General features: G+C 72.1%; 25 protein-coding genes. 14 read left to right on the top strand and 11 right to left on the bottom strand.

All coding sequences use genetic code 11. The features are described from left to right. Positions 1–4 precede the first annotated feature (4 nt). A complete protein-coding gene (locus tag Afe05nite_RS11145; protein WP_203816943.1) occupies positions 5–895 on the bottom strand; it encodes a DUF5996 family protein in 891 nt (296 codons plus the stop codon). Between the two features lie 67 nt (positions 896–962). Here Afe05nite_RS11145 and Afe05nite_RS11140 point away from each other — a divergent pair, with 67 nt between their 5' ends. Together Afe05nite_RS11140 and Afe05nite_RS11135 are read left to right on the top strand one after the other, a co-directional pair. Continuing rightward, entirely contained in the window at positions 963–1,304 is a 342-nt protein-coding gene (locus Afe05nite_RS11140; RefSeq protein ID WP_203816942.1) for a PadR family transcriptional regulator, read from the top strand. After that, positions 1,301–3,268 (top strand): hypothetical protein, encoded by a 1,968-nt coding sequence (locus Afe05nite_RS11135; RefSeq protein ID WP_203816941.1) that lies wholly within the window; start codon positions 1,301–1,303, stop codon positions 3,266–3,268. The genes Afe05nite_RS11140 and Afe05nite_RS11135 overlap by 4 nt, the downstream gene beginning before the upstream one ends. Here Afe05nite_RS11135 and Afe05nite_RS11130 read toward each other — a convergent pair. Continuing rightward, positions 3,227–4,639 (bottom strand): carboxylesterase/lipase family protein, encoded by a 1,413-nt coding sequence (locus Afe05nite_RS11130; protein ID WP_239117725.1) that lies wholly within the window; start codon positions 4,637–4,639, stop codon positions 3,227–3,229. The two genes, Afe05nite_RS11135 and Afe05nite_RS11130, sit on opposite strands and share 42 nt — an antisense overlap. Positions 4,640–4,751: 112 nt before the next feature. Here Afe05nite_RS11130 and Afe05nite_RS11125 point away from each other — a divergent pair, with 112 nt between their 5' ends. Together Afe05nite_RS11125 and Afe05nite_RS11120 are read left to right on the top strand one after the other, a co-directional pair. Next, positions 4,752–5,216, top strand: coding sequence for a DUF427 domain-containing protein (locus tag Afe05nite_RS11125; RefSeq protein WP_203816939.1), 465 nt, complete (start codon positions 4,752–4,754; stop codon positions 5,214–5,216). A gap of 104 nt (positions 5,217–5,320) precedes the next feature. Then, entirely contained in the window at positions 5,321–7,525 is a 2,205-nt protein-coding gene (locus Afe05nite_RS11120; protein ID WP_203816938.1) for a glycoside hydrolase family 3 N-terminal domain-containing protein, read from the top strand. Between the two features lie 53 nt (positions 7,526–7,578). Here Afe05nite_RS11120 and Afe05nite_RS11115 read toward each other — a convergent pair whose 3' ends face one another. Then, positions 7,579–8,649 carry an alkene reductase gene (locus Afe05nite_RS11115; protein ID WP_203816937.1) on the bottom strand — a complete coding sequence of 357 codons (1,071 nt, stop codon included), beginning with the start codon at positions 8,647–8,649 and terminating at the stop codon, positions 7,579–7,581. 120 nt (positions 8,650–8,769) lie between these two features. Between Afe05nite_RS11115 and Afe05nite_RS11110 the strand changes: the two genes are divergently transcribed. Continuing rightward, positions 8,770–9,309, top strand: a complete 540-nt coding sequence (locus Afe05nite_RS11110) for a MarR family winged helix-turn-helix transcriptional regulator (RefSeq protein WP_239117724.1) — start codon at positions 8,770–8,772, stop codon at positions 9,307–9,309. Here Afe05nite_RS11110 and Afe05nite_RS11105 read toward each other — a convergent pair. Then, on the bottom strand, positions 9,215–9,952 hold the full coding sequence (locus Afe05nite_RS11105; protein WP_203816936.1) for an esterase family protein: 738 nt from the start codon (positions 9,950–9,952) through the stop codon (positions 9,215–9,217). The genes Afe05nite_RS11110 and Afe05nite_RS11105 overlap by 95 nt on opposite strands. Before the next feature lie 59 nt (positions 9,953–10,011). Then, positions 10,012–10,638 carry a TetR/AcrR family transcriptional regulator gene (locus Afe05nite_RS11100; RefSeq protein ID WP_203816935.1) on the bottom strand — a complete coding sequence of 209 codons (627 nt, stop codon included), beginning with the start codon at positions 10,636–10,638 and terminating at the stop codon, positions 10,012–10,014. Positions 10,639–10,759: 121 nt separating this feature from the next. Here Afe05nite_RS11100 and Afe05nite_RS11095 point away from each other — a divergent pair, with 121 nt between their 5' ends. Further along, positions 10,760–12,196: an MFS transporter gene (locus Afe05nite_RS11095; protein WP_203816934.1), complete on the top strand. Its 1,437-nt coding sequence runs from the start codon at positions 10,760–10,762 to the stop codon at positions 12,194–12,196. Between the two features lie 31 nt (positions 12,197–12,227). Here Afe05nite_RS11095 and Afe05nite_RS11090 read toward each other — a convergent pair whose 3' ends face one another. Further along, positions 12,228–13,190: a hypothetical protein gene (locus tag Afe05nite_RS11090; RefSeq protein ID WP_203816933.1), complete on the bottom strand. Its 963-nt coding sequence runs from the start codon at positions 13,188–13,190 to the stop codon at positions 12,228–12,230. A 130-nt stretch (positions 13,191–13,320) separates the two neighbouring features. Between Afe05nite_RS11090 and Afe05nite_RS11085 the strand changes: the two genes are divergently transcribed. The 5 genes from Afe05nite_RS11085 to Afe05nite_RS11065 all read left to right on the top strand — a co-directional run bounded on the left by Afe05nite_RS11085 (position 13,321) and on the right by Afe05nite_RS11065 (position 16,646). Beyond that, entirely contained in the window at positions 13,321–13,971 is a 651-nt protein-coding gene (locus Afe05nite_RS11085) for a CBS domain-containing protein (protein ID WP_203816932.1), read from the top strand. Between the two features lie 89 nt (positions 13,972–14,060). Continuing rightward, positions 14,061–15,056 (top strand): DMT family transporter, encoded by a 996-nt coding sequence (locus Afe05nite_RS11080; RefSeq protein WP_203816931.1) that lies wholly within the window; start codon positions 14,061–14,063, stop codon positions 15,054–15,056. A gap of 57 nt (positions 15,057–15,113) precedes the next feature. Further along, positions 15,114–16,064 carry a helix-turn-helix transcriptional regulator gene (locus Afe05nite_RS11075; RefSeq protein ID WP_203816930.1) on the top strand — a complete coding sequence of 317 codons (951 nt, stop codon included), beginning with the start codon at positions 15,114–15,116 and terminating at the stop codon, positions 16,062–16,064. A 159-nt stretch (positions 16,065–16,223) separates the two neighbouring features. Next, positions 16,224–16,427, top strand: a complete 204-nt coding sequence (locus tag Afe05nite_RS11070; protein WP_203816929.1) for a cold-shock protein — start codon at positions 16,224–16,226, stop codon at positions 16,425–16,427. A 33-nt stretch (positions 16,428–16,460) separates the two neighbouring features. After that, positions 16,461–16,646 carry a hypothetical protein gene (locus tag Afe05nite_RS11065; protein WP_203816928.1) on the top strand — a complete coding sequence of 62 codons (186 nt, stop codon included), beginning with the start codon at positions 16,461–16,463 and terminating at the stop codon, positions 16,644–16,646. Here the strand turns inward: Afe05nite_RS11065 and Afe05nite_RS11060 are convergent. Continuing rightward, positions 16,631–17,035 (bottom strand): hypothetical protein, encoded by a 405-nt coding sequence (locus Afe05nite_RS11060; RefSeq protein ID WP_203816927.1) that lies wholly within the window; start codon positions 17,033–17,035, stop codon positions 16,631–16,633. The genes Afe05nite_RS11065 and Afe05nite_RS11060 overlap by 16 nt on opposite strands. A 66-nt stretch (positions 17,036–17,101) precedes the next feature. Here Afe05nite_RS11060 and Afe05nite_RS11055 point away from each other — a divergent pair, with 66 nt between their 5' ends. Next, entirely contained in the window at positions 17,102–19,372 is a 2,271-nt protein-coding gene (locus Afe05nite_RS11055) for a putative bifunctional diguanylate cyclase/phosphodiesterase (RefSeq protein ID WP_203816926.1), read from the top strand. Positions 19,373–19,643: 271 nt separating this feature from the next. Here Afe05nite_RS11055 and Afe05nite_RS11050 read toward each other — a convergent pair whose 3' ends face one another. Next, positions 19,644–20,462, bottom strand: a complete 819-nt coding sequence (locus tag Afe05nite_RS11050; protein ID WP_203816925.1) for a DNA-3-methyladenine glycosylase family protein — start codon at positions 20,460–20,462, stop codon at positions 19,644–19,646. Further along, positions 20,459–20,965, bottom strand: a complete 507-nt coding sequence (gene msrA / locus Afe05nite_RS11045; protein WP_203816924.1) for a peptide-methionine (S)-S-oxide reductase MsrA — start codon at positions 20,963–20,965, stop codon at positions 20,459–20,461. Before msrA ends, Afe05nite_RS11050 begins: the two co-directional genes overlap by 4 nt. 273 nt (positions 20,966–21,238) lie before the next feature. Between msrA and Afe05nite_RS11040 the strand changes: the two genes are divergently transcribed. Both Afe05nite_RS11040 and Afe05nite_RS11035 read left to right on the top strand, forming a co-directional pair. Beyond that, a complete protein-coding gene (locus Afe05nite_RS11040; RefSeq protein ID WP_203816923.1) occupies positions 21,239–21,691 on the top strand; it encodes a hypothetical protein in 453 nt (150 codons plus the stop codon). A 263-nt stretch (positions 21,692–21,954) separates the two neighbouring features. Beyond that, positions 21,955–22,674 (top strand): pectate lyase, encoded by a 720-nt coding sequence (locus Afe05nite_RS11035; RefSeq protein WP_203816922.1) that lies wholly within the window; start codon positions 21,955–21,957, stop codon positions 22,672–22,674. Positions 22,675–22,734: 60 nt separating this feature from the next. On the opposite strand, the gene Afe05nite_RS11030 is transcribed toward Afe05nite_RS11035, so the two are convergent. Next, complete coding sequence (locus Afe05nite_RS11030; RefSeq protein ID WP_203816921.1) at positions 22,735–23,307, bottom strand: DinB family protein; 573 nt, start codon at positions 23,305–23,307, stop codon at positions 22,735–22,737. Between the two features lie 40 nt (positions 23,308–23,347). Beyond that, a complete protein-coding gene (locus tag Afe05nite_RS11025) occupies positions 23,348–24,412 on the bottom strand; it encodes a hypothetical protein (RefSeq protein WP_203816920.1) in 1,065 nt (354 codons plus the stop codon). Positions 24,413–24,466 lie beyond the last annotated feature (54 nt).

The raw sequence follows: 24,466 nt of genomic DNA, 5'->3' as shown, positions 1-24,466 counted from the left end.
CGTCTCAGGGTGCGGTGGGGCGTTCCAGGGCCGAGCGGTCCCAGTGGGACAGGTCGGCGGCGGCACGATAGGTCGACTCGAGGAAGTCGAGCAGGGCCCGGTCGGGGTCGGGGGCGTCGGCCACCGCCTCGTAGGGCAGCAGGAACTCGCGGAGGTCCTCGTCGTAGTAGGCGGCGTCCGGGCGCACGGGGGCCTCGGGGTAGCCGATCGGCTCCGGATAGGCGTACGCGTAGAACGCCCCCTCGGCGCCGCCGCCCGGCCAGAAACCGAAGCTGGCCAGCTCGTGCGAGTAGCCCTCGTGCATCACCGACGGCGGGCAGTTGGGAGCGCCGCCCGGGTGCTGCGGGGCCAGTCGGCCGGAGAACCGGGTGTGCGCCAGGTCCATCGCGCCCCAGAAGTAGTGCACGGGGCTGGCCTTGCCGACGAACGCGTTGCGGAACCGGTCGAACACCCGCTCGACCTGGATCAGCTGGCTCCAGAACAGGCGGGCGGCGGCACCGTCGTACACCTTGTGGGTCTGGTCCTCGGCGAACGGGATGGCGTGCTCGACCTCGTTGGGGACCGGGTGGATGGTGACGCCGGGCAGAGCTCGCATGACCTCGGCGTAGAAGGTCGCGACCGGTTTCGACTCCAGGGCGACGGTGCGGGTCTCGCCGTCGCTCGTCCGCAGCCGGAGCACGTGGTCGAGGAAGTCGAACTCGATGTCGAGGGTGCCGTCGGCGTAGGGCATGGCGGAGGTGCCGAGGCCACGGGCGGTCGGGTAGAGGGCGACGTGCCACCAATGGTTGACCGGCGGGGTCAGCGCCATCCGGATCTTCCCGACGATCTGCGTCCACATGTGCAGCGTGTCCCGGGTCTCGGTCCAGTCTTTGACGTTCAGGCGTGGCCAGCTCATCGCTAAACAGTGCCACAACGCCGACCCTATGTAGAAAACCGACGAAGGGTCGGCTACGGTGTCCGCCATGACGAACCCGGTACGGGTCACGGCGGCGGTGTCGAAGGTGCTCGCCGTGTTCCTCGAAGATCCGGAGGCCGACCGTTACGGCCTCGACCTGATGCGCGCCAGCGGCCACCCGAGCGGCACCCTCTACCCGATCCTGCTGCGCCTGCAGCGGGCCGGCTGGGTCGACGCGATCTGGGAGGACGTCGACCCGGTGGCCGCCGGCCGGCCCGCCCGGCGCTACTACCGGCTCACCCCGGACGGCCTGGTCACCGCCCGCCTCGAGATCGCCGCCCTGCGCCAGCAGCTCGACCGGGCGAGCGGCGCCGACAAGGCCGGCGTCACCGAGCCGAGGCCGGCATGAGCCGCCTCGCGCACTGGTGCCTCGACCGGGCCGCGCGCCGCTGGCCGGCCGACATCCGCGCGGAGATGGCCCGCGAGTGGCACGCCGAACTGTCGGAGATCGAGACCCGGCCGGGCGGCGGGCGGCGGGCCCTCGCGTACGCGCTGAGCCTGCTGACCTCGCCCCCGCTCCGCGATTCCTCGGGGGCGCCGCGGGGCTGGGCCGAGACCACCGGATCGCCCGCGCCGATCGGTGCCCTGATCGTCGCCGGGCTGCTCACGCTGGGGGTGAGTCAGTTCGTCGCGCTGCTGGTCGCTCTGGCGTGGCCGGACAACTACGCCTGGCCCTGGTTCGCCGCCGCCGTGACCGCCGCGCCGACCGCCGGGTGGTGCCTGTTCGCGGGCCGCTGGCTGGGCCGGCGGATGCCGCTGGAACCCGGCGCGCGGTTCGGGCCGGCCACCTCGGCCGCGGTCGCCCCGCTGCTGATGACGCCCGCGTTGCTGCTGCCGGCCGTGACCGAGCAGGACCTGACGTACGTCCTGGCCCTGCTCATCGGGCTGCTGGTGTGGATTCCCGGCATCGCGCTGCTCGGGGTCGCCGCGGTCCGGGGCCGGCGCCTGTTCCTGCTCGGCACGCCGCTGGTGGCCGCGCTCGCCGCCGCGGCCGCCACCCTGCCGATGGCCCTCACGAGCGACGCCGGTCTGCGGGCCGCCGTCGCCTCGTTGACGACCGGGAATCCGCCCCCGGAGTTCTCCGTCATCCCGCCCGGCGCCCTCAGCAGCCGCGCGTTCTACCACCTCGGGCCGTGGGCGATCACCCTCACCGTGTTCGCCGTGCTGGCCCTGGCCTTCGGGACCGCCGCGCTGCGCCCACTGCCCGAGCGCGCTCTCCGCCCGGTCGCGACCGGCGACGAACCCCGTCCCCGGCCGGCCGTGCTCATCGCGGCCGGGGCGACCGGCCTGGCCCTGGCCGTCATCGCCTGGGCCTGCACGGTGGCGATCCTCGGCCCGGCCATGCCCGGCGTCTCCGCGTCGGCGCCGATGCCCGGCGGCGACGGTGAGATCTACCTGTGGGTCGCCGAGCTGCGCTGGACGTCGATCCTGCTCGCCGCGCTCGCCCTGCTCGTCGCGGTGGCCGACCGGCGGCGCGCGGTGCCGGCCGCGCTGGTGCTGGCCGGCGTGCTGATCGGCGCCGACGGGGTGCTCGTCCGCCTCGGCGTGCACGGCGCCGGTGGGCTGCGGCTCGCGCTGCTGGTGGGCGGTGCGACAGTGGCGCTGGGCTGGACCGTCGCCCGGGGACCGCTGGCCGCCGGGAGCGAGCGGACGGTGCGGCGGCGGATCGCGGTGGCGGCGGTCCTCGCGGCTGTCTGTGTCCCGCTGCTGCTGTCCCAGGGCACGCCCGGCGTCAATCACCCGTACCTTCCGTCCGGCCTCCGCCCCACCACTGTCGGCCTGGCCGTTCTCGGTGTGCTGCTGGCCGCCGTCGCCGCCGTCGCGGTCCGCCGGCACCGCCTCCCGGGGTGGGTGACGGCCCTGGTGATCGCGGTGCCGGCGGCGCTGGTCCTGGCCGCCGGGCTGCTGCCGGTGCCGGCCGACAGCGAGGACTCCGGCAGCGCGGTCGCCGGGGCGTTCGTCGGGATCCCGCTGGCCGTGGTCCTCGTCGCGCTGCTCCGCCGGCACCGGGCCCGGCCCCGCGGGCGCACCGCCGCGCTGTGGGTGCTGCTGGCCCTGGCCGGGCTGCCCGGCACCGTCGTGCTGTGGCTGGCCGGGGCGTTCCCCGGGCACATCGCGCCCGACCTGCTGTTCGCGGTCGAAGGGCTCGGCTATCCGGCCGACGGCATCTCGCTGGTGCCGGGCGCCGCTCTGCTGGTCACCCCGATCGCCGCGCTCGTCGCGATGCGCCTCGACGGCGACCCGGCCCGGAGCCGGCCGGCCCCGGCGCGGTCACCGGGCTTCGAAGGAGTGGGACTGCCAGATCAGGCGTGAGAGCTCTTCGGGGTACGCGGTGACCGAACCCGGGATGTCGAAGATCCGGGTGAGCCGCTGCTCCGCGGAGTAGGCGGGCCAGCCTGGATCGCCATCGGTGGCGAACGCGATCCAGGCGGCCCGCATCTGCGCGGACAACTCGATCGCGTCGTCCCCGGGCCGGTCGCCGAGCAGCACGGCGGTCTGGCCGCTCGTCAGATTGCCGAACACCAGCGGCACGTCGAGCCCGTGACACGCACCGAGGGCGCCCCCCAGACCCGGGGCCGGCCAGGTCAGCTCGTAGAGGAACGCCCGCCCGCCGCCGGCGACCCGGGCCTCGGCCAGGTGCAGCGACGGCATGCGGAACAGCCAGTCGGACTGCACGAGCTCGTCGAGGAGCTCGGGGCCGGCGTCCGGGAAGGACTCCGGATAGCTCCGCGCACCGCCGGGGGCCAGCTGCTCGACGGCGCAGGTCGTCGCCGGGCCGCCGTTGAGGACCGTGAACAGGCGGTACTCGTCCCGGGTGTGGCCGGTCAGCAGCGGAATGTCGCGGTCGCCCACGGCTTCCCACGGCGTCGTCGGCAGCACCTCCCCGTCGACCACCGGCGAGAACCGGATCGACCGGAACCCGGCCGTGACCCGGTCGGCGGCCGCGGCGAGACGGGCCGGGTCGACGTCGGCGAAGCGCGGCCCCACCTCGGCCGCCAGGGCGGCGGCGATCCCGGCGGCGAAGGCCGGGGAGAAGAACGTGCCGGGCACGCTCTGCGCGACGGCGGCGCGGAACAGTCCCGACGCACGCGGCATGGCGAGCAACGCCGCGACGGAACCGCCACCCGCCGACTCGCCGAAGACGGTCACCCGGGCCGGGTCGCCACCGAACGCGCCGATGTTGTCACGCACCCACTCCAGGGCCGCGACCTGGTCGAGCAGGCCCCGGTTGGCCGGCGCCCCGTCGATGTGCGCGAAGCCCTCGACGCCGAGCCGGTAGTTGAACGTCACGAGGACGACCGGGCCCTCGCGGGCGAGCCGGCCACCGTCGTACTCGGGGGAGCTCGACCGGCCGACCGTGTAACCGCCGCCGTGGATCCACACCAGCACCGGCAGGCGGGCGCCCGGGCCGGGGGAGGGCGACCAGACGTTCACGGTGAGCCAGCCGTCGCCGGCCGGCCCCGCAGCGGAACCGCTGCCGAAGACGTCGGTCTGCGGTGCGGACGGCCCGAATGCCGTCGCCTCGCGGACGCCCGCCCAGCGGTCCGGCGGTCGCGGTGCGGCGAACCGGTCGGCGCCGACCGGCGGCGCCGCATAGGGGATCCCGCGGAAGACCGCCACGGCGGACTCGCGAGCACCTCGCAGCGTCCCCGCGGGGAGCCGGACCTCCGGCGCGTCCTTCACGGTGGCTGATCCTGGCCCCGATCCGGGACCGGCGCCACCCATTTCCGGCTCCGGCCGGGTCCTGCACCGCCGGCCGGCGGCCGGCGGCGGGGCGAGCTGGCAAGCTGGACCGATGGAGTCAGTTTGGGACTATCCTCGCCCGCCGCGTCTGGAACGCACCGACGCCCGGGTCACCATCACCCACGCGGGGCAGCTGATCGCCGACAGCGACCACTGCTGGCGGGTCCTGGAGACGTCGCATCCGCCGGTCTACTACGTGCCCCGGGCCGACCTCGCGGACGGGGTGCTGCAGCCCGGGGCGGGCCGGTCGTTGTGCGAGTTCAAGGGCGTCGCCGGCTACTGGGACGTCGTCGTGGCCGGGGCGCCCCGGGTCGAGCGGGCCGGCTGGTCCTACGAACGGCCCACCCCCGGGTTCGCGGAGATCGCCGGAGCCGTCGCCTTCTATCCGAGCCGGGTCGACGAGTGCCGGGTGGCCGGGGAACTGGTGCGGGCGCAGGAGGGCGACTTCTACGGCGGCTGGATCACCGACGGCATCACCGGGCCGTTCAAGGGCGGCCCCGGAACCATGGGCTGGTGAACGCCCCTGGGCCGGGCGACCGGTGGACGCGGCCAGGGGACCGGGGTAGCGTTCGCTTACACGTGTAAGTTCGAGACACGTCGAAGTTCGAGAGAGGTGGCGGCGTGGACGCGGTGCAGAAGCGGGTCGAGGAACTGCTCGAGGGCATGTCGCCGGCGGAGAAAGCCGGACAGCTGACCCAGTACTTCTACTTCAAGCTCCCGACCGGCGCCGAGGCCGAACCGGCCCTCGGGCTCGACGTGACCGAACAGCCCCGCGCGGTCGAGGCGGCGCTGCGCCGGGGCGAGGCCGGATCGCTGCTGTTCGTCACCGATCCGGCCGAGATCAACCGGTTGCAGCGGCTCGCGATCGAGGGCAACCCGCACGGCATCCCGGTGCTGTTCGGCTTCGACGTCATCCACGGCCTGCGCACGATCTTCCCGGTGCCGATCGCGATGGCCGCCTCGTGGGACCCGGAGACGATCGAGCGCGGCCAGGCCGTCGCCGCCCGCGAGGCCCGCGCCGTCGGCATCCACTGGGCGTTCGCGCCGATGGTCGACATCGCCCGCGACCCGCGCTGGGGACGCATCGTCGAAGGCGCCGGCGAGGACCCCTACCTCGGCTCGGTCGTCGCCGCCGCCCAGGTCCGCGGCTTCCAGGGAGGCGCGGACGGCGAGGTCGGCGCGGACGGCGTCATCGCCGGGCCCAAACACTTCGGCGGGTACGGGGCGGCGCGCGGCGGACGCGACTACGACGAGGTCGACCTCTCCGACCACGAGCTGTGGAACGTCTACTTCCCGCCGTTCAAGGCCGCCGTCGAGGCCGGGGCGGGCAACATCATGACCGCCTACATGGACCTCAACGGGGTGCCGGCCACCGGCAACCACTGGCTGTTCACCGAGGTGCTGCGGGACACGTGGGGCTTCGACGGCTTCGTGGTCAGCGACGCCAACGCCGTACGCAATCTGGCGACCCGTGGTTTTGCCCGTGATCTCGCCGATGCCGGGGCGCGAGCCGTGACCGCCGGGGTCGACCTGGAGATGGCGATCACCGATCCGGCCTATGCGCACCTGCCGGCGGCCGTCGCGGACGGTGCCGTCAGCCAGGAGGTCGTCGACGCCCGGGTGCGCAAGATCCTGGCGGCCAAGGTACGGCTGGGGCTGTTCGACAACCCGTACGTCGACGAGGCGCGCGCTCGGGAGATCCTGGCCGAACCGGCCCATCGGGAGGTCGCCCGGGTGGCCGCGCAGCGGTCCGCGGTGCTGTTGCGCAACGAGGGTGACCTGCTGCCGCTGCGCCCGGAGAGCTCGATCGCGGTGCTCGGGCCGCTCGCCGACGCCAAGCGCGACACGCTCGGGCCGTGGGTCTTCGACTTCGACCTGGACGAGACCGTGACCGTGCTCGACGGCCTGCGCGCGGCCGCCCCGAACGTCACCTATGCCCCCGGCATCCCGGTGGGGCAGCGGACCTTCCCGTCCATGTTCGACATGTTCGGCGACAACGCGCCGAGCGACCCGCCGGGATTCGACGCCGACGCCGCGTTCGCCGAGGCGGTCGCCACCGCCACCGCGGCCGACGTCGCGGTCGTGGTGCTGGGGGAGTGGCAGAACATGATCGGCGAGGCCGCCTCGCGCTCCTCGCTGGATCTGCCCGGCCGGCAGCTCGACCTGCTCGAGGCCGTCGTCGCCACCGGCACGCCGACCGTCCTGCTGGTGCTCAACGGCCGGCCGCTCGACCTGCGCTGGGCGGCCGAGAACGTGCCGGCCATCCTCGACATCTGGTACCCCGGCACGCAGGGCGGCAACGCCGTGGCCGACCTGCTGTTCGGGGTCGTCTCGCCGAGCGGAAAACTGCCCTTCACCTGGCCGCGCACGGTCGGGCAGGTCCCGATGACCTACGCGCACACGCGCTCGCACGAACCCGCCAACCAGGGCCGCCGCTACTGGGACGAGCAGAGCACGCCGCTCTTCCCGTTCGGGCACGGGCTCAGCTACGCCCGGTTCGCGTACAGCGACCTTGTGGTCTCCGACTCGGCCGTGACGGTGACGGTCACCAACGAATCCGACCGGGAAGCGGCCGAGGTCGTTCAGCTCTACCTGCACCAGCGGCACGGATCGGCGGCCCGGCCGGTACGCGAGCTCAAGGGCTTCGAACGGGTGTCACTGCCGGCCCGGTCGTCGCGATCCGTCACCTTCACGCTCGGCCCCGAGCACCGCACCTACTGGAACGCCGCCGAGCGGGACTGGGTGCGCGACGCCTCGGTCTTCGACGTCTGGGTCGGCGGCAGTTCGACGGCCGAGCTGACCGGCACGTTCGAGGTGCACGACTGACCGGAAGCCGCCCCGGGCCGGGGCGACTTCCGGTCGGAGTCGGTCGGATCGGCTCAGCCGGCCAGGGTGGGGTAGTCGGTGTAACCGCTGTGGTCGCCGCCGAACGCCTTGGACATGTCCGGCGTGTTGAACGGGCCACCGGCCGCCAGCCGGGCCGGCAGGTCGGGGTTGGCCAGGAACAACGCCCCGTAGGACACGATGTCGGCGCTGCCGTCCTCGATCAGCGCCAGCGACTCCGGGCCGGTCGGCTCGGGGTGCGTGCGCGGGTTGAGCACGAACGTCGTCGGCCACTGCTCGCGCAGGCGGCGGGTCAGCTCGGCGTCCGGGCCCTCCACCACGTGCAGGTAGGCCAGGCCCAGCGGGGCCAGCTCGGCGAGCAGCGCCTCGTACAGCTCGGCGGTGTTCTCCTCGACGATGTCGTTGTAGGGGTTCGCCGGGGAGATGCGGATGCCGACGCGGTTCGGGCCGATCGCCGCGGCGGTCGCCTTGGCCACCTCCACCGCGAAGCGGATCCGGCCGGCCACGTCGCCGCCCCAGCGGTCGGTGCGCCGGTTGGCGTTCGCGGCGAGGAACTGCTGCACGAGGTAGCCGTTCGCGCCGTGGATCTCGACGCCGTCGAAGCCGGCCTCGACCGCGTTGCGGGCGGCGGCGGCGAAGTCGGCGATCGTCGCGAGGATCTCGTCCTCGGTCAGCTCGCGCGGGGTCTCGAGGTCCTGCAGGCCCTCGTGGGTGAAGATCTGGCCGGCCGGCTTCACCGCGGACGGACCGACCGGGGTCAGGTCGCCGGGCAGGATGCTCGGGTGGCCGATACGGCCGGCGTGCATCAGCTGGGCGAAGATCACGCTGCCCTCGGCGTGCACCGCGTCGGTGACCGTCCGCCAGCCGGCGACCTGCTCGTCGGAGTGCAGGCCGGGCGTGAACGTGTAGCCCTGGCCGGTCACCGACGGCTGGACGCCCTCGGTGATGATCAGTCCGGCGCCGGCCCGCTGGGCGTAGTAGGTCGCGTTCAGCTCGGTCGGGCTCAGGCCGGGGCCGTGGGCGCGGCTGCGCGTCATCGGGGCCATCGCGATGCGGTTGGCCAGCTTGATGCCGCCCATGTCGTACGGTTCGAATGCCGTTGCCATCGTGTTGTGCCCTCCGGCGCTAGACGGTCGATGATTCATGCCGTGAACGAAAATTAGTTCACGACATGAACTTCGGCAAGCTAGGATGGCCCCGCCCGGGTGTGATGAAGGAAACCCTGGGTGGTCAGACGCTATGGGTGGGAGGCGCGGGTGTCCGACGGCTTCGGCGATCGGCTGATCGGCCTGTCGCTGCTCATTCAGCGGCGTTATACGCAGATCTGCGCCGACCACGACCTCACGCCGGCCCAGGCCCAGCTGCTGTGCACGATTTCCGGGCAGCCCCGGTGCATGGCCGAGCTGGCGGACGTGCTCGGCATGGCCCGCAACGCCCTCAGCCAGCTCGTCGACCGCACCGAGCGGCGGGGCCTGGTGCGACGCGAATGCCAGACCACCGACCGGCGAATGATCATGCTCTCGGTCACGCCGGCCGGCCAGGCGGCCGCGCAGGCGGTGCACACCGACATCGCCGACCGGCTTCCCGACATCGCCGCCGGCCTCGGCGCCGCCGACCAGGGCGAGCTGCGCCGGCTGGCCACCGCGATCGCCCCGCCGAAGTGCCCCGAGGTCAGCCGAGACGCGGCAGGTGACGGCTCAGCTGAGCTCGCCACGACGGCCAGTCGTGCGGCACGTCGTGGCCCCACACGTCCAGCTCGTGGTTGATCCCGCGGTCGGTCAGCAGCTCGGCCATCCGCCGCGTCGACGGCAGCGCGCCGGTGGTGTCCTCCCATCGGCCCTGGCCGCAGACGAGCAGCAGCGACAGCCGTGAACGCAGCCAGGCGAGATGATCGCCGTGCAGGTGGGCCACGTAATCGGCGGGATTGTTGAAATACACCGCGTCGCCGCGCTCGCCCCACCCACCCCACGTCCCCGGGTCGTAGTTGCCGGAGAAGCAGAGCGCCCGGGGGAAGAGATCAGCGCGCCGGAACGCGAAGTTCAGCGCGTGGAAGGCCCCCAGGGAACACCCGGCGGTGCCGATCTCGGCGTCGCCGGTGTCCGCTCGGATGTGCGGCACCACCGCCTCGAGCAGCCAGTGCTCGTAATCGCCGTGCCGCCGCGCGCGCTCCTCCAGCGGCAGGTCACGGGCCGACCAGGTGCCCCCGTCGAACGAGTCCACGCAGTACAACTTGACCCGCCCGGCCTCGATCAGCGGCGCCACGGCCGCCACCATGCCGTGCTCCGCCCACTCCCGCGCGTTGCCACCCTCGGTCGGGAAGACCAGGATCGGGCGACCCCAGTGACCGTACGCTTCGAGGTTGCCTTCAGCGCCGTTCGGCGCCCTGAGGTGTACGGAGTAATGGCGCATAGGCCGAGTCTGCCCGTCCCCGGGTGATCGCGCGCGGGCCTCGACCCGCCGCCGGCGCGCTAGCCCCCGCTCGGGGTGCCGGGCCGCGGTTGCCCGGCCGGTGCGGTGGCGGCGGCCAGGGCCGCGAACAGGTGCTCGAAGCGGGCGCGGTGATCGGCCAGCAGGGTGCTGTGCGGCTCGCCGGCGATCAGGCGGCGGGCCGTGTCGACCATGATCGTGCTGTAGCCGGCGACGAAGAACGCGGCCAGCAGGTCACTCTCGGGCCCGAGTTCCTCGGCGAGGGCCCGCTGCAGCTCGTAGCCGATCTCCCGGGCCCGGGCCAGCAGCGCGGGGGACGCCGCCACGGTGCGGAAGAACGGGACGGATCGATCGTCGGCGCCGGAGAGCGGATGACGCGAGTCGACCAGGGCCAGGGTCATCCGGCGCAGGGCCGCGACCGGGGTGAGGCCGGGCGCCCGGTCGCGGACCGTGGTGCGCAGCAGTTCCGTGGCCTCGGTGGAGCGGTCGAGGAACAGGTCCTCCTTGCGCGGGAAGTGGTTGAAGACCGTGACGCTGGAGACCCCCGCCTCCTTCGCCACCTGGGCGACGGTGACGTTGTCGAAGCCGTGCTCCAGGAACAGCCGGGCGGCGATCGTCGAGATCCGCGCACGGGTCAGCGGACCGCCCCGCTCACTATTTCTGGGCAAAATCCGGTCTCCCTCTTGTGTCACTAAACTTAGTCGCTAAAGTTAGTCCTGCGGGTGCCGATCCGACCCCTGCACATCATCTCGTGGTCCGCGTCGTCGGGCCACGCTGCGGGGAGGCGCTATGCGAACGCTACGAGAGGCCTGGGTGGCCCTGGCCGGCCTGTCGGCCGTGTTCCTGTTCGAGATGCTCGACAACTCGATCCTGAACGTCGCACTGCCCACGATCGGGCGCGAGCTGCACGCCTCGACCACCGAGCTCCAGTGGGTCACCGGGGCCTACGCGGTCGTGTTCGGCGGCCTGATGCTGGCCTTCGGCGCGGTCGCCGACCGGTTCGGCCGCCGCCGCGTGATGCTCGTCGGGCTGGTCCTGCTCGGCCTGGCCGGCCTGGCCACCGCGTTCGTCACCACCGCCGAGCAGCTCATCGCGGTACGGGTGGCGATGGGGGTGGCCGCCGCGATGACCACGCCCGGGTCGATGGCCCTGGCCTTCCGGCTCTTTCCCGCCGACGACCTGCGGGTGCGCGCCATGAACATCATCACCACCGTCGGCCTGGTCGGCCTGGCGCTCGGCCCGACCGTCGGCGGTTTCGTGCTCGCGGTCGCGCCCTGGCAGGTCCTGCTGCTGATGAACGTGCCGATCGCGGCGCTCGCGTTCGCCGGCATCCGCTCCGGCATCGCCGCCGACGTCGAGGCCGACCGGCACCGCGACCCGATCGACTGGGCGGGTGCGGTGCTCGGCACGGCCACGATCGTGCTCGCCCTGGTCGCGCCGACGCTCTTCGTCGAGCGGGGCACCGGGTCGTGGGCGCCGTGGGCGGTCACCTCGGCGGCGGTCGCCGGGGCGGTCCTGTTCGTGCTCCGCGAGCGCACCGCGCGCTACCCGTTGCTCGACCCGAAACTGATCGCCCACCCGCTCGTGTCCAGCGGCCTCGCGTTCAAGGCCGCGTCCGGGCTGGCCACGGCCGGCCTGGGCTATCTGGTGACGCTCCAGCTCCAGCTCGACTGGGGATGGTCGGCCGGGCTCGCCGCGATCGGCATGCTGCCGCAGGTGATCATGCTGGTCGCCGGTGGCGCCCTGCTCATGCCGCTGGTCAACCGGGTCGGCCTCGACCGGGCCGCGTGGCTCAGCGCCGGGGCGGTCGTGCTCGGGCTCGCGTTCTACGCGCTGTTCGGCAACTACGGCTACGTGTTCGTCGCGATCTCGCTCGTGCTCGTGGCCGCCGGCCTGCGGGTGGTCGGCGTGGTCGCCGGCACCAACGTGCTCCGCGGCCTGCCGGCCAGCCGCACCACCATCGGCGCCGCCCTCGTCGACACGTCGTCCGAGGTCACCACGGGTGCCGGCATCGCGGTCACCGGCACCATCCTGGCCGCCATGTTCACCGGCTCCCTCGCCGGCGGCAACTGGACCGCGGGGCAGACCACCGAGTTCCGGCACGCTCTCACTGTCGCCGGCCTGGTGCTCGCGGTCATCGCCGCGGCCCTGGTCGCCTGGGGCTTCTTCCGCGCCCGCGGCAACAGCCAGGCCGAGCGGCCGGCCGAAGCGATGGCGACCGCCTGACCCCCGGCCGGGCGCGGCGACAGCGGCGGGCTCAGCCCTCCACGGTGCGGGAGAGCGAGCTGATGCTGTCGCCCAGCGCGGTCAGGTAGGCGTGGATGCGCCAGGCGGTGAGCACGACGACGGCCAGCCGGGCCGCCATGGCGGGTCGCGGGGCGCCGGCCGGGGTGTCGACGATCCAGGTGGTGACGCGGGCGAAGAGGTCGCCGATCAGGCCGCGGATGATGTCGCGGGCCAGCAGGATCAGGTCGCCGGCCGCCTTCGTGATGAAGCCCATCGCGGTGGAGATCTCGGCCAGCCCGATCAGCGCCTGCACGTTGTGGGCCATCAAGGACCGGTAGGAGCGGGTCTCCTGCCGGTCCCGGTCGGGCAGGTCGGCCTCGAGACACTCGTCGAGCAGCGCGCTGAGCGCGAGCAGGTCGGAGCCGTTGCCGAGCCACACCGCGGCGTGCGTGGCCACCACCTCGGGCGTGCCGGCGAGGTCGTCGAGCATTCGGCGGAGCGGTTCGACACACCGCATCGCGCACGCCAGGCCACCGGCCCGCAGCACGGCATAACGGTCGTCCACCGGCGCGGCGAACTCGGCGACCGGGGCCGCGCTTGCCAGTTCCGGCTCCACCCACTCCCGGTCGCGGACCCGGTCGATCGCGCTCTCCATCAGTCCGTGCAGCGAGTGCGGCGGGTCCTCGATGATCGGCACGCCGTCCGTGGTCAGCAGGTCGTCGTCGTCGCGACGGATGAGCGTCTTCAACTCCTCGGTGCCGTCGGCGACCCGATGAATTCCCTGGCTCATCAGGAGCAGGGTCTCCTCGACGTACGCCAGGAGCTCCTCGTGTTTTTTCTGCCGGTCACCCAGGCCGATGAGGATCCACCCGCAGGTGGGGCCGAACGCCGGCCGATCCCGGCCGATGCGGTGGCAGGCGGATCTGACCTCGCCGAGCATGGACCGGATTCCGTCGAGGTTGGCGGCGTGGAAGCGCAGTTGCTCGGGGGTCATGGCGGCCATTGATTTTTCTGCCGCGCCCCCTTCTCAACAAGAACGCAGGTGCGTACTTGAAAAGCGGGCCTTCTGGCCCTACGCCGTCGACATCACCGCTCGTAACTTCAGGGTGACGAGGGAGGAAGTCATGCGGAACTGGACGGTTGACGACGTGATGACCGTGGCGGTCGTGTCGGTCGAGCAGGCCGCCTCCTACCGGTCCGTGGTGGACACGCTTGTCGAGCGCCGATTCAGCGCGGTACCGGTGGTCGACGATTTCCAGCGGGTCATCGGGGTGGTGAGCGAGGCCGACCTGCTGCGCAAGATCGAGTACGCGGAGGGCGGCGAGCCCCGCCTGTTCGAGGGCCGGCGCCGCCGTGGCGAACGGGGCAAGGCGCACGGGCGGACCGCGGCCGACCTGATGAGCGCGCCGGTGGTGACCGTGCTGACCGGCACGTCGATCCCGGCGGCGGCCCGCAAGATGGACGCCGAGCGGGTCAAGCGCCTGCCGGTGGTCGACGACCTGGGCCGGCTGGTGGGCATCGTGACCCGCGGCGACCTGCTGAAGATCCACCTGCGCCCGGACGACGACATCCGGGCCGACGTGACAGGCGTGCTGCCCGACGGGGTCGCCGCGGAGGTCACCGACGGGGTGACGGTGCTCACCGGCCAGGTGCGGCTGTGGTCGTCGGCGACCGAGGCCGCCCGGCTGGCCTACCGGATCCCGGGCGTGGTGGAGGTGGTCGACAAGATCTCCTTCGGCGTCGACGACAGCGCCGGTCCCGGCATCACCATCTGAGCCGCGCCGGTCGCGACCGGGGCCGGTCGCAATCGGGGCCGGTCGCAATTTCGGTGGCCGCCGAAGGGTCGCGCTCCTAGGTTCGTCGCATGAGCGATCGACAGAGCACCGGTGCCCTCGCGGCGGCCGCGGTGACCGTGTTCTTCTGGGCGTCCGCGTTCGTGGCCATCCGGAGCGCCGGTGAGGCCTACTCGCCGGGTGCCCTCGCGCTGGGCCGGCTGGCCACCGCGGCGGTGCTGCTGGGGGCGTTCGCTCTGGTCCGCCGGGTGGGCTGGCCCGATCGCCGGGCCTGGCCGGGCATCCTGATCTCCGGCCTGCTGTGGTTCGGCGGCTACATGGTCTTCCTCAACTGGGGCGAGCGCCTGGTCGACGCGGGCACGGCCGCGCTCATCGTCAACGTCGGTCCGATCCTGATCGCCCTGCTCAGCGCCCGACTGCTGGGCGAGGCGGCACCGCGCTCGCTGTGGCTGGGCATCGCGGTGTCGTTCACCGGCACGGCGGTGGTGGGTCTGTCGATGTCCGGCGGCGGTCGCTCCTCCCTGCTCGGTGTGCTGCTGTGCGTCCTGGCCGCGATCACCTACGCGATCGGCGTGGTCGCCCAGAAACCCGCGTTGAAGCACGGCAGCGCCCTGCAGATCACCACCTTCTCGGCGCTCGTGGCCGCGGTCGCGCTGCTGCCGTTCGCCGGTCTGCTCGTCCGGGAAGCCGCGCAGGCTCCGCCGTCCGCCACCCTCAACATGCTCTACCTGGGTGTCGGTCCCACCGCCATCGCGTTCACCACCTGGGCCTACGCGCTGGCCCGTACCACCGCCGGCAAGCTGGGCGCGACCACCTACGTCGTACCGGCCCTGGTCGTGCTGATGTCGTGGCTGTTCCTCGGCGAGGTGCCGGGCTGGTTCACCCTCGCCGGGGGAGCGCTGTGCCTGGCCGGTGTGGCGGTCTCCCGCCGCCGGGCCACCCGGGTGGTGCCGCCGGCCACCGCCACGCCACCGGTCCCGGCCACGCCACCCGTTCCGGCCACACCGCCGGTGTCCGAACAGGAACCGGGAAACGTCCGTTCGTACCGGTCGATCTCTGATCAGTAGCGCGGTACGGCCGAAGGGCCTCTTCCCGCGCAGGTGAGCTCCCGTAGCGTGGCAAGAATGCATCGAACCATGTTCAAGTCGGCTGATCTGAACGAGATCATCGCGTGGTACGCCACGCACGCTCGGATCCGGCTCTCCGCCGACCGTTCGCCCAGCTTCGAGACCCCGGGGCTGCGGCTGGACAACCGCATGGTGGGACGGATCCGGGTCGCCCGGTCGAGAGTGCCCGCCGATCTCGTCCTGACGACCGCCAGCACCGAGGTGTACGCCCTGGCGACCGTGCACAAAGGCCGCCTCGACGTCGGTGAGGCCACCGACCGGTGGCGGATCACGCCCGCCATGGCCGGGTTCTACCGGCCGGTGCGCGCCCCCCGGCGGAACCGCATCCAGCCCAGCACCGACATGACCTACCTGCAGATTCCGCGGGCCGACCTGGAGCTGCACCTGGAGAACCTGCTCGAGCGCTACATCCCCGGTCCGGTCGACTTCTCGCCGGAGCTGCCAATGGCCGGGGTGCCGGCGTGGCTGCGGCTGTTCCGCGTCTTCACCGACGTTTTCGAGGACTTCCACAGCGCGCTGCACCGCCCGCTGGTCACCAAGCCGCTGGCCGAGGCGTTGATCACCACCCTGCTGTACGCGATCGACCACCCGTACCGGGAGCTGCTGCACAAGCCGGTGTCGCCGGCCCGGCCCCGCCATGTGCGGGTGGTCGTCGAGGCCATGCGGGCCGATCCGGAAAGCGCGTACACCGCGGCGTCGCTGGCCGCGCTCGCCGGGGTGAGCGTGCGGTCCTTGCAGCAGGGCTTCCAGAAGCACATCGGCATGGCGCCGCTGGCCTACCTGCGACGCGTACGCCTGAGCCGGGTCCACGACCAGCTCCGGCACGGTGACTGCACCGTGGCCGAGGCCGCGCACCGCTGGGGGTTCACGCACCTGGGCCGGTTCGCCGCCGCGTACGCCTCGGTCTACGGCGTGACCCCATCGGTGACGTTGTCGGCAGCCCGCTGACTCCTGTGCTAGGTTAGCCCCGTTGCAGTTTTGATTTCCGTAGACGTTTCGGGCGCCTTATGGGCGCCTTTTCGTTTTTGTGTCGGTTCGGCGCAGGTTATCAACACGGCGGCGTGCGAGTCGCGCGGTGCGGCTCGAACAGCCTGCGAAGGAGTAGACATGGTTACCGGAACAGTCAAGTGGTTCAACGGCGACAAGGGCTTCGGTTTCATCAGCCAGGACGACGGCGGCCCCGACGTGTTCGCGCACTTCTCCGCGATCGCGTCGAGCGGCTTCCGCACCCTCGATGAGAACCAGCGCGTCGAGTTCGAGATCACCCAGGGCCAGAAGGGCCTGCAGGCGGAGAACATTCGCCCGCTCTGATCCGACGCTTCTCGAACGGCGGCTCACCTTCGGGTGGGCCGCCGTTCGGCGTCTGCGGCCCGGCACCACCAGCCCGTCGAGCGGCTCGGTGGCTTCGGCGAGGCACTGCTGCTCGACCAGCGGGCCACCGGCGAGAAGGCGCGCCGGGAGCTGGGCTGCAAGCCGTCCCGGCCGAGTGCGCCGGCGGAGATCGCGAACGGCGGTTACGACCCGAGCTGAGAGCGGCCCGGGCCCTTGTAGGAGTCCTGCCAGCCCCGGGGGTCGACCATCGCGGCGGGCTCCGGCACCCGCACGTCCAGCGGCAACGCCGGGCCCTCGACGGTCAGCCACCCCTGCGAGCTGTACGTGATCACCCGCCGGACCTCCGGCGGGAGGTCCCGGTCGAGGCGTACCGACCACACGGTCAGGTCGCCGGCCGGGCCCACCTCGTAACGGGTGGCCACCTCGCGCTGTCCGGGGTGCTGGCCACCCAGGTGGTGGTGCACGACGCCGTCCGTCAGCTCGACGACGAGGTCGAGGATGCAGCCCTCGTCGTCGACCTTGGCGAGCTCGCCGTGCAGGAACCGCTTGATCGTCGGCCGGGCCGCCGAATCCGTCTTGGGCTGCACAGTCCGATGTTAGATCCGCCTCGTCGACGCGCTTTGCAAAACGGCCGGGCGGCCGAAGAGATCGTCGTGGAGGCAGTGGTACCGCCATGGCGGCTGACCCGCGTCCTGGCCACGAGCATCGGCCTCGACGTCCTCGCCGTGCTGTGGTTCGCGATCGGGCTCGCCGTGTGGGTCCCGCCGCAGCTCGGCTGGCTGACGCTGTTCGTCGCCGTGCCGCTGGCCGTGGTCTCCTCGTGGCGGGCCGGGGCGCACGGCCGCACCTTCTGGCGGTACGTCTCGGTCGGGGTCGGCCTGGTCGGGCTGGGGTCGGCCAGCGCCGCGCGCGACTATTTCACCGGCGCCGAGAACGGCCAGATCGGCGTCGTCACCTCTGTCGTGTACGTGTCCGGCCTGCTCCTGATGCTGATCGGGCTGATGCGCATCCCCGGGTCGAGACGGGCCCGGATCGAGTGGATCCGGTTCGGTCTCGACATCGCCACGGTGATCGTGACCGTGCTGACGTTCTCCTGGCATCTGCTCTATCCACGCTGGCGCGACTGGCTCGGCAACAGCCCGTCCGCGTCGGTCTCCTTCCTGGTCGTGGTGGCGGCCGGGTTCATCTGCGTCTTCGCGTTCATCAAGGTCGCCTTCACCGGTACCGACCCGATCGACCGGCGCGCGCTGCACATCCTGGCTCTGACCGGCGCGGTCGGTGCGGGCGGCGGGGCCCTGGCACCGCTGCTCGCCGCCCGCCCGCACCTCAATTCGGCGTACGTCATCCTGCCGACCACCTGCCTGCTCACCTGCCTGGCCGCCGACCGGCAGACGCGGGCCACCCGGGTCGGCCGGCCGCTTCCGCGGCCGGTGTCGCGGCGGCTCTCCCTGATGCCGTACGCGGCGGTCCTCGCCACCGGCGCCCTGCTTCTCACCACCACCGGCTCGAGCGCCCCGGACCGGCTGATGATCGCCGTCGGGTCGGTAAGTGTCACGATCCTGGTCGCCGCCCGCCAGGTGGTCGCGCTGCGGGACAACGCCCGGCTGCTCGACGACCTCGACGCCCGCCAGCGGGAACTGGCCCACCGCGCCACCCACGACCTGCTCACCGGGCTGCCGAACCGGGGCGAGCTGGTCCGCGCCATCGACGCCGCGCTCGAGGACGACCCGGACCACGTCAGCGTCGCCCTGATCGACCTCGACGACTTCAAGGCGATCAACGACGACCTGGGCCACGCGGTCGGCGACGAGCTGCTCACCGCCGTCGCCGAGCGGATCGTCTCGTCCGTCCCGGCCACCAGCATGGTCGCCCGGCTCGGCGGCGACGAATATGCCCTGCTGCTGCTCGGGGACGCCGCCACGGGCCTGGCCTCGGTGGCGGCCGAGCTGCGCCGGCCGGTCCGGGCCGGCGGGTACGAACTGGTCGTCGAGGCCAGCATCGGCCTGACCCCGGCCCGGGGTGACGACACCGCCCCGGAGCTGCTGCGGCGCGCCGACGTCGCGATGTACGAGGCCAAAGGACAGGGCAAGGGCCGGTCGGTCGCGTACGAGCCGGCCATGGACCAGCGCACCGCCGCCCTCGCCCGGCTCGCCGCCGACCTGCGCACCGCGTTCGACACCGACCAGCTGTTCCTGCTCTACCAGCCGATCGTCTCGATGCCGGGCGGCGAGCTCTTCGGCGTCGAGTCGCTGGTGCGCTGGACCCACCCCGAGCGGGGGCCGGTCGGCCCGGCCGAATTCATTCCGGCCGCGGAGCGTACGGGCCTGATCGTGCCGCTGGGCGCGTGGATCCTGGAGGAGGCGTGCCGGCAGGCGGTGCGCTGGCGCGCCGAGCTCGGGGACGCCGCCCCGCGCACCGTCACCGTCAACGTGTCGGCCCGCCAGCTGCGCGAGGTCGGCTTCGCCGCCGACGTGGCCGTCGTGCTGCGCCGCACCGGCCTGCCACCGGATCAGCTCACGGTCGAGGTGACCGAGACGGCGGTGTTCGACGGCGGCACCGCCATGACGGAGCTGCGGGCGATCGCGGCCCAGGGCGTCAAGATCGCCCTCGACGACTTCGGCACCGGCCACTCCTCACTGGGCCTGCTGCGCACCTGTCCCGCCGACATCCTCAAGGTCGACAAGTCGTTCGTCGACGACATCGCGACCGGCGGCCACGAGTCGGTGGTGGCCGCGGCCCTGATCGGCATCTGCGACGGCATGCGGCTGCGCGCGGTCGCCGAGGGCGTCGAGACGGCGGAACAGGCGGCCGAGCTCTACCGGCTGGGCTATCGCTACGCCCAGGGCTACTACTACGGCCGCCCGATGACCGCCGCCGCGATCGCCGCCTTCCGGCCCGCCGCCGAGCACCGCACCGCCGCCTAGCTCGGGATGGGCGGTCAGGCCCACGGCACCCCGTCGTCGTGGTCGAGTCGCGGCGTGGAACCGGGTGTCCATGGCCAGCACGGCCACCGCCGGGGGCGGCCGCAGTCTTGGCGTCGGGCACCGGTGCCGGGGCGAAGGTGTTGGCCGTGCGGGCCTCGGTGAGGAGAACCTGCCGGGCAGCCGCGTCGGAGGCGGCCGAGCGGGTGTTCGGTGGCGCTTGCCGTGGGCGCCTGGGAACGCGGCCGGCGCGCGCCGGGCCGGAGCGACCGGGTCAGGCCAGCGCCCGCAAGTACACCGAGGCCCACGTCCGGTAAGGGCGCCAAGCCGCGGAGAGTTCTTCGAGGCTCGCGTCGCTGCCGTAGCTCTCCAGGATGGCGGCGGCGAGACGGGGCTCGTGGCGGGGCAGGCCGTCCGGGTGGTTGGCGCCGCGGAGGGCGACCAGTTCGGAGGCGAACAGGCCCAGCCCTTTGACCTGTTTGACCTCGGCGACGGCGGCCTCGGCGCTCAGTTTGCGCAGCCGGGCGCCGTCCAGCAGGCCGTCGAGGGCGGCCTCGGCCACCGCGTGCAGATATTCGGTCTGGCGGCCGAACAGGTCGAGGTCGAGGGAGCGGAGCCGGGCCGGGTCGGGGAACGCGCCGTCGTGGCCGTGCCGGGCGATCAGGTCGGCTCGGGTCTTGCGCGCCTGGGACATGCGGACGCGCTGGGTCAGCACGGCCCACACCGCCGCCTCGTACGGTGAGTGGAAGCCGCACGGCCGGAAGCCCGGCAGTTGCCGCTGGGCCTCGCCGATCACCGGGTCGCGTTCGCCCACCGCGGGCCAGCCGCGGCCGTCGACGTCCAGGGACAGGAAGCGGGCGACCTGGTCGGCGGCCGCCTCGAGGTCGCCGGGACCGTCGACGGTCAGGTGCGCGGTCGGGCCGTCCTGGCGGACCGTCGCGGTGACCCGGGTCCAGTCCGGTTCGGCCAGGAAGACGGTGCGCAGTTCGCCGCCGGCCGGCTGGTCACGCAGCGCGGCCGGGGCGAAGCCTGCCCAGAACGCCCGGGAGGTGGCCAGCGACCAGGGGCCGGCCACCGCACGCTCGGTCTTCACGCGCTCCGCTTGGGCAGGACCCAGTCCGGCCGGGGGAAGTGGCAGGTGTAGCCGTTCGGGAGGCGTTCGAGGTAGTCCTGGTGCTCGGGTTCGGCCTCCCAGAACGGACCGGCCGGCTCGACCGTCGTGACGACCTTGCCGGGCCACAGGCCGGACGCCTCGACGTCGGCGATGGTGTCCTCGGCCACCCGCTTCTGCTCGTCGCTGGTGTAGAAGATCGCCGAGCGGTAGCTCAGGCCGATGTCGTTGCCCTGCCGGTTCAGCGTGGTCGGGTCGTGGATCTGGAAGAAGAACTCCAGGATCTTCCGGTACGACGTGACCGCCGGGTCGAAGATGATCTCGATCGCCTCGGCGTGGGTGCCGTGGTTGTAGTAGGTGGCGTTCGGCACGTCGCCGCCGGAGTAACCGACGCGCGTGTCGAGGACGCCGGGCTGGCGGCGGACGAGCTGCTGGACACCCCAGAAGCACCCACCCGCCAGGATGGCGGTCTCGGTTTCACTCATGCCTTCCACCGTACTGCTGTGGGGACGGCTCAGTGGGTGCGGACCGGGCCGGGGTGGCTGCCCGCCGGTCACGGGTCAGCGCGGTCGGCGCCACCCGGCTAACCTCCTTCAGGAATGGGTAATGCTCGATTTGTGAAGGAGTGAGAAGTTCTGAAGACGTCAAAACTGGTCGTAGTCGCACTGTTCGGGCTGGCGGTGTCCGGTTGCGGAGGGTCGGACAAGCCAACTGCCTCACCCGCCTCGGCCCCCGCGGTCGCGGCCTCGCAGGCGGGCGTGGCCGGTGGGAGATACCGGGCGCCCGACGACCTCTGCAAGATCATTGACGATCAGGCCCTGACCGCCAAGTTCGGGCCGCTGATCGACGCCGAGAAGGGGCCGGGCCGCACCGGCTCGGGGCTGAGCATCACGCGGTGTGAACGGGAGTACGGCAAGACCGGCGCCCGGGTCGGCGTCCTGGTCGAGGCCAACGTGTCCGACACCAGCTCGATGCAGTCGCAGTTCGACGGTCTCAAGAAGGCCGGCGACTCCGGCGGCGACAAGCAGACCGACGTGCCCGGCCTGGGTCAGGGGGCCTACTCCTACGACGACCCGCTGACCGGTCCCCACCTGGCCGTCTACGACGGCAACCTGTACCTGACCATCGCGGTCCTGTCCAAGAGCGGACCCGCTGTCGACGACGCTCTGATCAGTACGGCGAAGGGGACCATGGCCCGGCTCAAGGGCTAGCTCCGCTCGGCCGTCGGGAGGCGGGCGCCCGCGCCGGACAGCCGCCGGCGCGGGCGCCGCCGATCTTGTTTGCAAAGGTTTGCATAAAACCGGCATTTGCCCATGTCAATGGCTATTTGCAGTATTCCTAGCCTTGAAAAAAGCATCGATTAAATTTCTCTTAAGACATCCATCGATATCGAACCGTTCTCGAGCCGGTTACCGAGGCATATGTTCCTCCCGTGCGTCACGCCTTGACCGGGTACTCGACGAAAGGTCCGAAAATGAAACGACCACGCTTGCTCATCGGCGCCGCCGTGCTGGCCGCCGCCCTGGCCGGTTCGGTCTCGCTGGTGAGCCTGGCGTCCGCCGCCACCGACGTGAAGGTCACCAAGACGATCCAGGTGACCGGCACCTTCGACGGCGGCGGCAAGCGCTACATCGGCTCCGGTGACCTCGGCTCCGGCGGCCAGGCCGAGGGCCAGGACCCGCTGTTCAACCTGGCGTCCGGCGCGACCATCCAGAACGTCGTGCTGGGCTCCCCGGCGGCCGACGGCGTGCACTGCGCCGGCAGCTGCACCATCCGCAACGTCACCTGGCAGGACGTCGGCGAGGACGCCGCCACCTTCCGCGGCAACAACGCCACCGTCGTGATCGACGGCGGCAGCGCCGCCAGCGCGTCGGACAAGGTGTTCCAGGACAACCGCGGTGCCGGCGGCTCGGTGACCATCAAGAACTTCAAGGTCTCCAACTTCGGCAAGCTCTACCGCTCCTGCGGCAACTGCTCCACCCAGGCCGCCCGCAAGGTGACCATCCAGAACGTCACCGCCACCAGTGGCAAGGTGATCGCCGGCGTCAACACCAACTTCGGCGACGTCGCCACCCTCAAGGGCAACAACATCGGCAGCATCCCCACCTGCTGGCTCTACACCGGCAACAACACCGGCGCCGAGCCGGTCAAGACCGGAAGCGGCGCGAACGGCAGGAACTGCATCGTCTCCTAGCGGTCCCGCGGCAACGGCCCTCGGCGTACGTCCGGGGGCCGTTGCCGGCCGCCATGATGCTCAGCGCGCGGCTTGTGCCGCCTCCTCCAGGCGGGCGTGGTAGGCGCTCCACCACTCCCGGTCAGCCGCGGGCAGATTGACGCCGTTCGCGCGGGTGCCGGCCACGCCGTCGATCAATTCGCGGACTATGTCGGCGTGGCCGGCGTGCCGATTCGTCTCCGCCGTCACGTGGATCAGGATCTGGTGCAGGGTCACCTCGCTGTCGGCGCCCCACCACGGAACCTGACCGATCGCGTCCAGCGCAAGGGCCGCGATCGTGGCGTTCGAATGCTCCCAGACCCGGTGGTACAGGGCGATCAGGTCCGCCCGGGACTCGTCGGTCGTCGCCCACATGTCGGCGTTCGTCTCGGCGGTCTCCGACATCCAGGGCATCGGTTCGGGGAACGGGCGGCCGAACACCTCGCCGAAGTAACCCGCGTCCACCCCGGCCGAGTGCTTCACCAGGCCCAGCAGGTTGGTGCCGGTCGGGGTCAGCGGACGGCGGACGTCGTACTCGGAAAGGCCGTCCAGTTTCCACAACAGAACCTTCCGGGCCTCGTCGAGGTAGTGGCGGAGGTGATCCTTGGCGTCCATGCCGTGGAGTTTGCCACCGATCAAGACGGGTCGTCGGCCCTCAGACGGTCCGCAGGTCGAGGGAGTGGCGGACGAACTGGTCCTGACTTCCGGTCGACCACCACAGCACACCCGCGCGATAGCTGACGTCGGTCGCCTCGGGGCTGATCTCGACGGTGCTGCGGCGGTTGATGTCGTACGCCAGGACCTGGTAATAGCCGGTCAGATCGGAGTTGTCGGTCTGCATCGAGTAGATCTCGAAGCGATCCAGCACAGCGTTGTCAGCGATCGCCGTGGCCGCCGTGCCGCCCGCTATCCGGCGGCGGTCCGAGCCGTCCGGGCGCATCACGTCGATCTGCGGATAGCCCTTCTTGTCGAACGCGACCACCCGGCACCACAGCGGGCCGCACGCGGTCACGCCACGGCCGGGCGACACCACTCGGCGGTCCTGGCCGGTCGTCATGTCACGCAGCACGGTCGTTCCGCCGGCCGCGGTCACGCCGTTGATCAGCCAGGGCCAGGCGGACAACGACCAGGCGCCGGACTCCGACCGTACGCTCACCGCCCCGCCGCCCAGCGCGACCGACCGGATCTCGGTGGTGTCGTCCGCGCCCGCCGCCACCCAATGCACCCGGCCCTGCGCGAACACCAGGTCGTACTGCGACTCGTAGAACCGCGCGTCCCCCACGTCGGCGGTCAGCAGCCGCGCCGGCCGGTTCGAGGCGAGGTCGATCGTCCAGAGCTGTTCCCGGTTCCGCGAGCTCTCCGCCCACACCAGGTCCGTCCCGGACAGCGTCGGGCTCTCGATCGACGGATTGACATTCAACGGCAAGGTCCGGAGGGTACGCACGGAGCCGTTGCCGTCCCGCAGCACCAACCGCAGCGCACGGCGGTCGGGCGTCGGCGCCGTCCCGACCGACCGGTCGGCGTCGAGGAAGACGGCCGGTTCGTAGGCGGCCCCGTCCGCGAGCGTGGCCGGCAGGTTGGCCCGTTGCGCCTGCGGCCAGGCGACCCGGGCGTTGACCGGCGGCGCCGGCTTCTGCTTGCCGCCCGGCTGGCCGCCCACCATCGCCGCGGCGGCCACCAGCGCGACCCCGAGGCTCACCAGCTGCCGTCCGCTGATCATGTCGCCCTCGTCTCCTAGCACCGCCCGGTCGCCGGGCCCGATGCTAACCGAGCC

The sequence above is a fragment of the Paractinoplanes ferrugineus genome, assembly GCF_016862195.1.
Lineage (GTDB): Bacteria > Actinomycetota > Actinomycetes > Mycobacteriales > Micromonosporaceae > Actinoplanes > Actinoplanes ferrugineus.
Note: the sequence above shows the minus strand (reverse complement) of the source record. Positions and strands in the feature narration are given on the sequence as shown.

Bases quoted from the DNA above. Each gene is read 5' to 3' on its own strand.
- Afe05nite_RS11145 (WP_203816943.1), bottom strand. From the start codon at position 895: ATGAGCTGGCCACGCCTGAACGTCAAAGACTGGACCGAGACCCGGGAC.
- Afe05nite_RS11140 (WP_203816942.1), top strand. From the start codon at position 963: ATGACGAACCCGGTACGGGTCACGGCGGCGGTGTCGAAGGTGCTCGCC.
- Afe05nite_RS11135 (WP_203816941.1), top strand. From the start codon at position 1,301: ATGAGCCGCCTCGCGCACTGGTGCCTCGACCGGGCCGCGCGCCGCTGG.
- Afe05nite_RS11125 (WP_203816939.1), top strand. From the start codon at position 4,752: ATGGAGTCAGTTTGGGACTATCCTCGCCCGCCGCGTCTGGAACGCACC.
- Afe05nite_RS11115 (WP_203816937.1), bottom strand. From the start codon at position 8,649: ATGGCAACGGCATTCGAACCGTACGACATGGGCGGCATCAAGCTGGCC.
- Afe05nite_RS11105 (WP_203816936.1), bottom strand. From the start codon at position 9,952: ATGCGCCATTACTCCGTACACCTCAGGGCGCCGAACGGCGCTGAAGGC.
- Afe05nite_RS11095 (WP_203816934.1), top strand. From the start codon at position 10,760: ATGCGAACGCTACGAGAGGCCTGGGTGGCCCTGGCCGGCCTGTCGGCC.
- Afe05nite_RS11090 (WP_203816933.1), bottom strand. From the start codon at position 13,190: ATGACCCCCGAGCAACTGCGCTTCCACGCCGCCAACCTCGACGGAATC.
- Afe05nite_RS11085 (WP_203816932.1), top strand. From the start codon at position 13,321: ATGCGGAACTGGACGGTTGACGACGTGATGACCGTGGCGGTCGTGTCG.
- Afe05nite_RS11080 (WP_203816931.1), top strand. From the start codon at position 14,061: ATGAGCGATCGACAGAGCACCGGTGCCCTCGCGGCGGCCGCGGTGACC.
- Afe05nite_RS11075 (WP_203816930.1), top strand. From the start codon at position 15,114: ATGCATCGAACCATGTTCAAGTCGGCTGATCTGAACGAGATCATCGCG.
- Afe05nite_RS11070 (WP_203816929.1), top strand. From the start codon at position 16,224: ATGGTTACCGGAACAGTCAAGTGGTTCAACGGCGACAAGGGCTTCGGT.
- msrA (WP_203816924.1), bottom strand. From the start codon at position 20,965: ATGAGTGAAACCGAGACCGCCATCCTGGCGGGTGGGTGCTTCTGGGGT.
- Afe05nite_RS11035 (WP_203816922.1), top strand. From the start codon at position 21,955: ATGAAACGACCACGCTTGCTCATCGGCGCCGCCGTGCTGGCCGCCGCC.
- Afe05nite_RS11030 (WP_203816921.1), bottom strand. From the start codon at position 23,307: ATGGACGCCAAGGATCACCTCCGCCACTACCTCGACGAGGCCCGGAAG.
- Afe05nite_RS11025 (WP_203816920.1), bottom strand. From the start codon at position 24,412: ATGATCAGCGGACGGCAGCTGGTGAGCCTCGGGGTCGCGCTGGTGGCC.